The following is a 4350-nucleotide window of genomic DNA, read 5'->3' as shown; positions in this document are numbered from 1 at the left end:
CCAGTCCGCAGCCGGTGGCGGCAACACCTCCACATGCCGTCGCAAGAAGGCCATGGCGCTGTCCGCAATGGGGTCGAGCACGGCCACCACGGCCATGCCTCAGCTCGCCCCGATCTTCTTCAGCAGCGGTTCGAGACCCAGCAGTTCGACCGTGGTCTTGCCCGCGTTCAGGTCCGCGCGCATCGTCTCTTCCTTCGCCTCGCGCGCTTCCGAGGCGGCCAGAACCTCCCCGGCCCGCTCCGCGGCCACGACCACCACGCCGTCGCGGTCGCCGACGACGACATCGCCCGGGTTGACCGTCACGCCGCCGCAGAGGATCGCTTCGTTCACGCGGCCCGGCTGCGCCTTGTTGGTGCCTTTGATGGACAGCCCGCGGCAGAACACGGGAAAGCCCAGCTCGACGATCACATCGGCGTCCCGCACCATGCCGTCGATCACCAGACCGGCGAGCCCGGCCTTCTGGGCGGCCAAGGTCAGGATGTCGCCCCAGGGGCCGGCTTCGGTGAAGCCCTTCGCATCGACCACCAGCACGTCGCCGGGCTGCGCCTTGGTCAGCGCGTAGTGGATCATCAGGTTGTCCGCCGGTCGGGTATCGACCGTCAGCGCCCGGCCGATCAGACGGCGGGCCGGATCGATCGGCTTGATCGCGTTGTCCATCGCCCCGATCTGGCCCTGGGCCTCGTGAATCGTGGCGGTGCCGATCCCGGCGAGCTTGGACAGCACCTCCTTGGAAACCGTCAGCATCTTTCGAACTGCCTCCCTTGCGTTGATCTTCGTTTCTCTCGACGGATCGGCTAACCCCGGTCCGCTAACCCCGGTCGGCTAACCTGGGTCCGCTAACCCGGGTCGACCGCGCTTCCCTCACCTGCCGCGCGCGCACCGGACAGGCCGATCGCCTTGAGGGTTTTCAGGGCCTGATCGGGCGAAGGCGTCTCGGTGAGGCGCTCCTGCGCCATTGCCGCCGTGGTCGCGCCGAACAGGCTGCGCACGCAGGGCAGGAGGCGGACCGGCAGGTCGGCGTTCCGCAGCTGCAGTTCCGCCTGCTCGATCTCCGCCAGCCGTCTTTCGGCATGCACCAGGTGCGTGGAGACCAGCATCTCGAGAAACTCCGGGAGCGGTGTCCCGTCGACGTCCGCAAGCACCTGGTAGAGCGCCCGCCGCACGCCGAAGTGCTCGGCCGCGACCAGGCACTCCACGGCCAAGGCTTCCAATCCCTTGGTGAAGACACTGCGCAGCAGCTTGAGGGAAGCCGCGTCCCCAGGCTCGGCCTCCGCCAGCCAATCGAGTCTCAAACCGGCCCGGCCCAGAAGGGCGCGCGCCGCTTGCACCGCGTCTGCCCCTTCCTCGCCGGCGGCCAGCAGCGGCGTCCCTACCCCGCCGATCGAGATGGCGCCCATGATGGCGATGTCGACATAGTGCCGCCCGCGCGCCTGCAAGGCCTGGGCCGCGTCGCGCTTGACCTGCGGCGGTGCGGTGGCGAAGTCGAGCAGGACTTGTCCTGGCGCGTCGCAGGCCGCAACGGCCCCGGCAACATCGCCGGCCGCGGCGCCGTTGACGCAGCTCAGCACCAGATCGCACGCCGCCAGGTCCTCCGACACGCGCGCGACCAGGCTTGCCCCCAGGTCGCGCGCCAGGTCTTCGGCAGCGCGCGATGGCCGGGGATCGCAGAGCAAAAGCGGCGCATCGCCGAGTTGCGACAGAGCCGGCGCGAAACACCGTCCGACCTCGCCAAAGCCGATAATCCCTATGCGCATTTGCCTCCTCCGGTTCATGCAAAAAAAGAACAATATCCGCTTTGCTGTCTAGCCTTTTCTCACGTGCCTCCCACTCTACGGTACAAATTTGTATGAAATTTCCAGTTTTTCCGTAATTTTACTGCTCAACCGAACGCGAAAAAGAAATCTCTTGCGAGTGCGGCGCGATCCGTGATCTGATTTGAGGCACAAAAAAAATACAAACATAGCCGCGCAGCGGCCAAGCCTTTTGGGAGGAAAGATGACAGGATTTCTGCGAAACGCCGCAATGGCTTGCGCCGTCGGCGTCGTCACCCTGACCGGCGCCGGTTACGCGCAGGCGGAGTTCCCGGAACGCCCGATCACGATGATCGTCGCCTACAGCGCCGGCGGCGGGACCGATGTCGCGGCCCGCTCCCTCGCCCCCTTTATCGAGACCTATCTGGGCGGATCGATCACCGTCGTGAACAAGCCGGGCGCCGGGGGCGAGGTCGGCTTCACTGAGATTTCCCAGGCGGAGCCCGACGGCTACACCATCGGCTTCCTGAACACGCCGAACCTGGTGACCATCCCCATCGAGCGGGACACCCGCTACGAGCTGGAGAACTTCTCCCCCATCGCCAACGTCGTCGACGATCCCGGCGGCTTTCATGTCCGGCAGGAGAGCGAATTCCAGACGCTGGAAGCCTTGATCGCCTACGCAAAGGAGAACCCGAACGCCGTCACCTACGGCACCACCGGGATCGGTTCGGACGATCACTTGGCGGCGCTGGCGTTGCAGCGGCAGGCCGGGATCGAGATGACCCACGTGCCCTTCCCCGGAGCCTCCGCCGTGCGCGCGGCCCTGCTGGGCGGTCACATCACGCTCGGCGTCTTCAACATGGGAGAAGCCGTCTCCTACGCCGAGGAAGGCCTGATCCGTCCGCTCGGTCAGATGGCCGAGGAGCGCTGGTCCGAGATGCCCGATGTGCCGACCTTCCGGGAGCAGGGCTACGACATCGTCCAAGGATCCACGCGCGGCATCGGCGCTCCGGCCGGCGTGCCCGAGGAGATTCTGCAGCAGGTCGCCGCGGCCATCGAGAAGGCGATCAACGACCCCGAGTTTCAGAAGGTGGCCGCCGAACAGTCGCTGCCGCTTCGCTTTCTCGCGCCGGATGCCTACAAGGCCATGCTCACGACGGCGCGCGACAGCTATGTCACGCTCTGGGAAGAGAGTCCCTGGGCTGCGCGATAGGGGCCGGGACCCGCATCGGCATCGTCTCCGGAGCAAGGCGCTGCCGATGCCCCCCCTGTGTGACGGGACTGCGAAGGCTGGATCGATGCGGCGTGCAACGCTCGAGATGATTGTCGCGCTCGGCCTGATGTGTCTCTGCATCGCAGGCACCGTCGAAGCCGCGCGTTTCCCACAAGAGTCCGCCTACCTGCCGACGGCCGTTTTCGCCGCGGCCAGCCTGCTCAGCCTGGTCTGGGCGGGACAGTCCTTCGCCACGCGCCTACGACGCGGCGAAGGCTTTCTGATCGTCGAGCCACTGGAGCTGCGACGCCTGGCGCTGATCGCCGCCGGCGCTCTTGCGCTCGCGGTGGCGATTCCGACCCTCGGCTTCTTCACCAGTTTCGCCTTTCTGGTCCCGGGCATCGCCTGGGCGACGGGCTATCGCAGGCCGCGCGGCCTGGCCGTCGGAACGCTGATCTTCATCGGCGTGCTCTACGCCGTCTTCGTGCTGATCCTGAACCGGCCCCTGCCGGTCGAGGTTTGGCAGGCGCTCCTTGCCTGAGACGCCGCCGTGATCGACTATCTGCTTCAGGCCCTCCCCCTCGTCTTCTCGCTCGAGGTCGTGCTGGCGATGGCCATCGGCACGGCCGCCGGAGTCGCCATCGGCGCGCTGCCCGGCCTGTCGACGACCATGGGGATCGCCGTGCTGATCCCCCTCACCTTCACCCTGCAGCCCCTGGTCGCCCTCGGCCTGATGGCCGGGATCTACAACGGCGCGATGTACGGCGGCGCCATCCCGGCGATCCTGCTGCGCATTCCCGGCACCCCGGCCGGCATCGCCACGGTGTTCGACGGCTACCCCATGGCGCAGCAGGGCCAGGGGATCCGGGCCATGCGGATCGCCCTCGCCTCCTCCGCCATCGGCGGCATCGTCAGCGCCCTGGCGCTGATTCTGCTGGCGCCGCCTCTGGCGGCGATCGCACTGCGCTTCGGGCCGGCCGAGGTCTTCTGGCTGGCCGTCTTCGGCCTGACGGCCATCGCCGTGCTGCTCGCGGACAACCCGGTGAAGGGGCTTCTGAGCGCCTGCTTCGGGCTGATCCTCGGCAGCGTCGGCATCGACCAGATGACCGGCAACGAGCGCTTTACCTTCGATCTTCTGCACCTCACCGGCGGCTTGAGCATCCTGGTGCTGCTGACCGGTCTCTATGCCATCCCGCCCGCCTTCGATCTGGCCGCCAAGGCCGTGCTGGTAAAGGCGGAGGACATGCCGCGGGGCGTCGGGCGAGCCGCCGCCGACGAAGGGACGGCCTTCGCCTGGCGCGCCCTGATCCCGACTTGGCTGCGCGCCTCCACCATCGGCGTCTTCATCGGGATCGTGCCGGGGGCCGGCGGCAACATCGCCTC

At 67.5% G+C, this 4350-nt stretch carries 5 protein-coding genes; 3 read left to right on the top strand and 2 right to left on the bottom strand.

Annotation, left to right across the window (positions count from 1 at the left end):
- Positions 1 to 99: 99 nt before the first annotated feature.
- On the bottom strand, positions 100 to 744 hold the full coding sequence (locus Q0996_RS14790) for a 4-carboxy-4-hydroxy-2-oxoadipate aldolase/oxaloacetate decarboxylase (protein WP_299621166.1): 645 nt from the start codon (positions 742 to 744) through the stop codon (positions 100 to 102).
- A 92-nt stretch (positions 745 to 836) separates the two neighbouring features.
- Positions 837 to 1754, bottom strand: a complete 918-nt coding sequence (locus tag Q0996_RS14785; RefSeq protein WP_299621163.1) for an NAD(P)-binding domain-containing protein — start codon at positions 1752 to 1754, stop codon at positions 837 to 839.
- A 241-nt stretch (positions 1755 to 1995) separates the two neighbouring features.
- Here Q0996_RS14785 and Q0996_RS14780 point away from each other — a divergent pair, with 241 nt between their 5' ends.
- From Q0996_RS14780 to Q0996_RS14770, 3 genes are all read left to right on the top strand, one after another.
- A complete protein-coding gene (locus Q0996_RS14780; RefSeq protein ID WP_299621160.1) occupies positions 1996 to 2967 on the top strand; it encodes a tripartite tricarboxylate transporter substrate binding protein in 972 nt (323 codons plus the stop codon).
- A gap of 85 nt (positions 2968 to 3052) precedes the next feature.
- The gene (locus Q0996_RS14775; protein WP_299621158.1) at positions 3053 to 3508 is read left to right on the top strand and encodes a tripartite tricarboxylate transporter TctB family protein; all 456 of its coding nucleotides are present in this window, start codon (positions 3053 to 3055) and stop codon (positions 3506 to 3508) included.
- A gap of 9 nt (positions 3509 to 3517) precedes the next feature.
- Positions 3518 to 4350, top strand: an 833-nt coding sequence (locus Q0996_RS14770) for a tripartite tricarboxylate transporter permease (protein WP_299621155.1), incomplete at its 3' end; no start/stop codon positions are given.

The sequence above is a fragment of the Pelagibius sp. genome (assembly GCF_028289705.1).
In the GTDB taxonomy this organism is placed as follows: domain Bacteria; phylum Pseudomonadota; class Alphaproteobacteria; order Kiloniellales; family Kiloniellaceae; genus Pelagibius.
This window is presented reverse-complemented; position numbering and strand designations above follow the sequence as displayed.

Bases quoted from the DNA above. Each gene is read 5' to 3' on its own strand.
- Q0996_RS14790 (WP_299621166.1), bottom strand. From the start codon at position 744: ATGCTGACGGTTTCCAAGGAGGTGCTGTCCAAGCTCGCCGGGATCGGC.
- Q0996_RS14785 (WP_299621163.1), bottom strand. From the start codon at position 1,754: ATGCGCATAGGGATTATCGGCTTTGGCGAGGTCGGACGGTGTTTCGCG.
- Q0996_RS14780 (WP_299621160.1), top strand. From the start codon at position 1,996: ATGACAGGATTTCTGCGAAACGCCGCAATGGCTTGCGCCGTCGGCGTC.
- Q0996_RS14775 (WP_299621158.1), top strand. From the start codon at position 3,053: ATGCGGCGTGCAACGCTCGAGATGATTGTCGCGCTCGGCCTGATGTGT.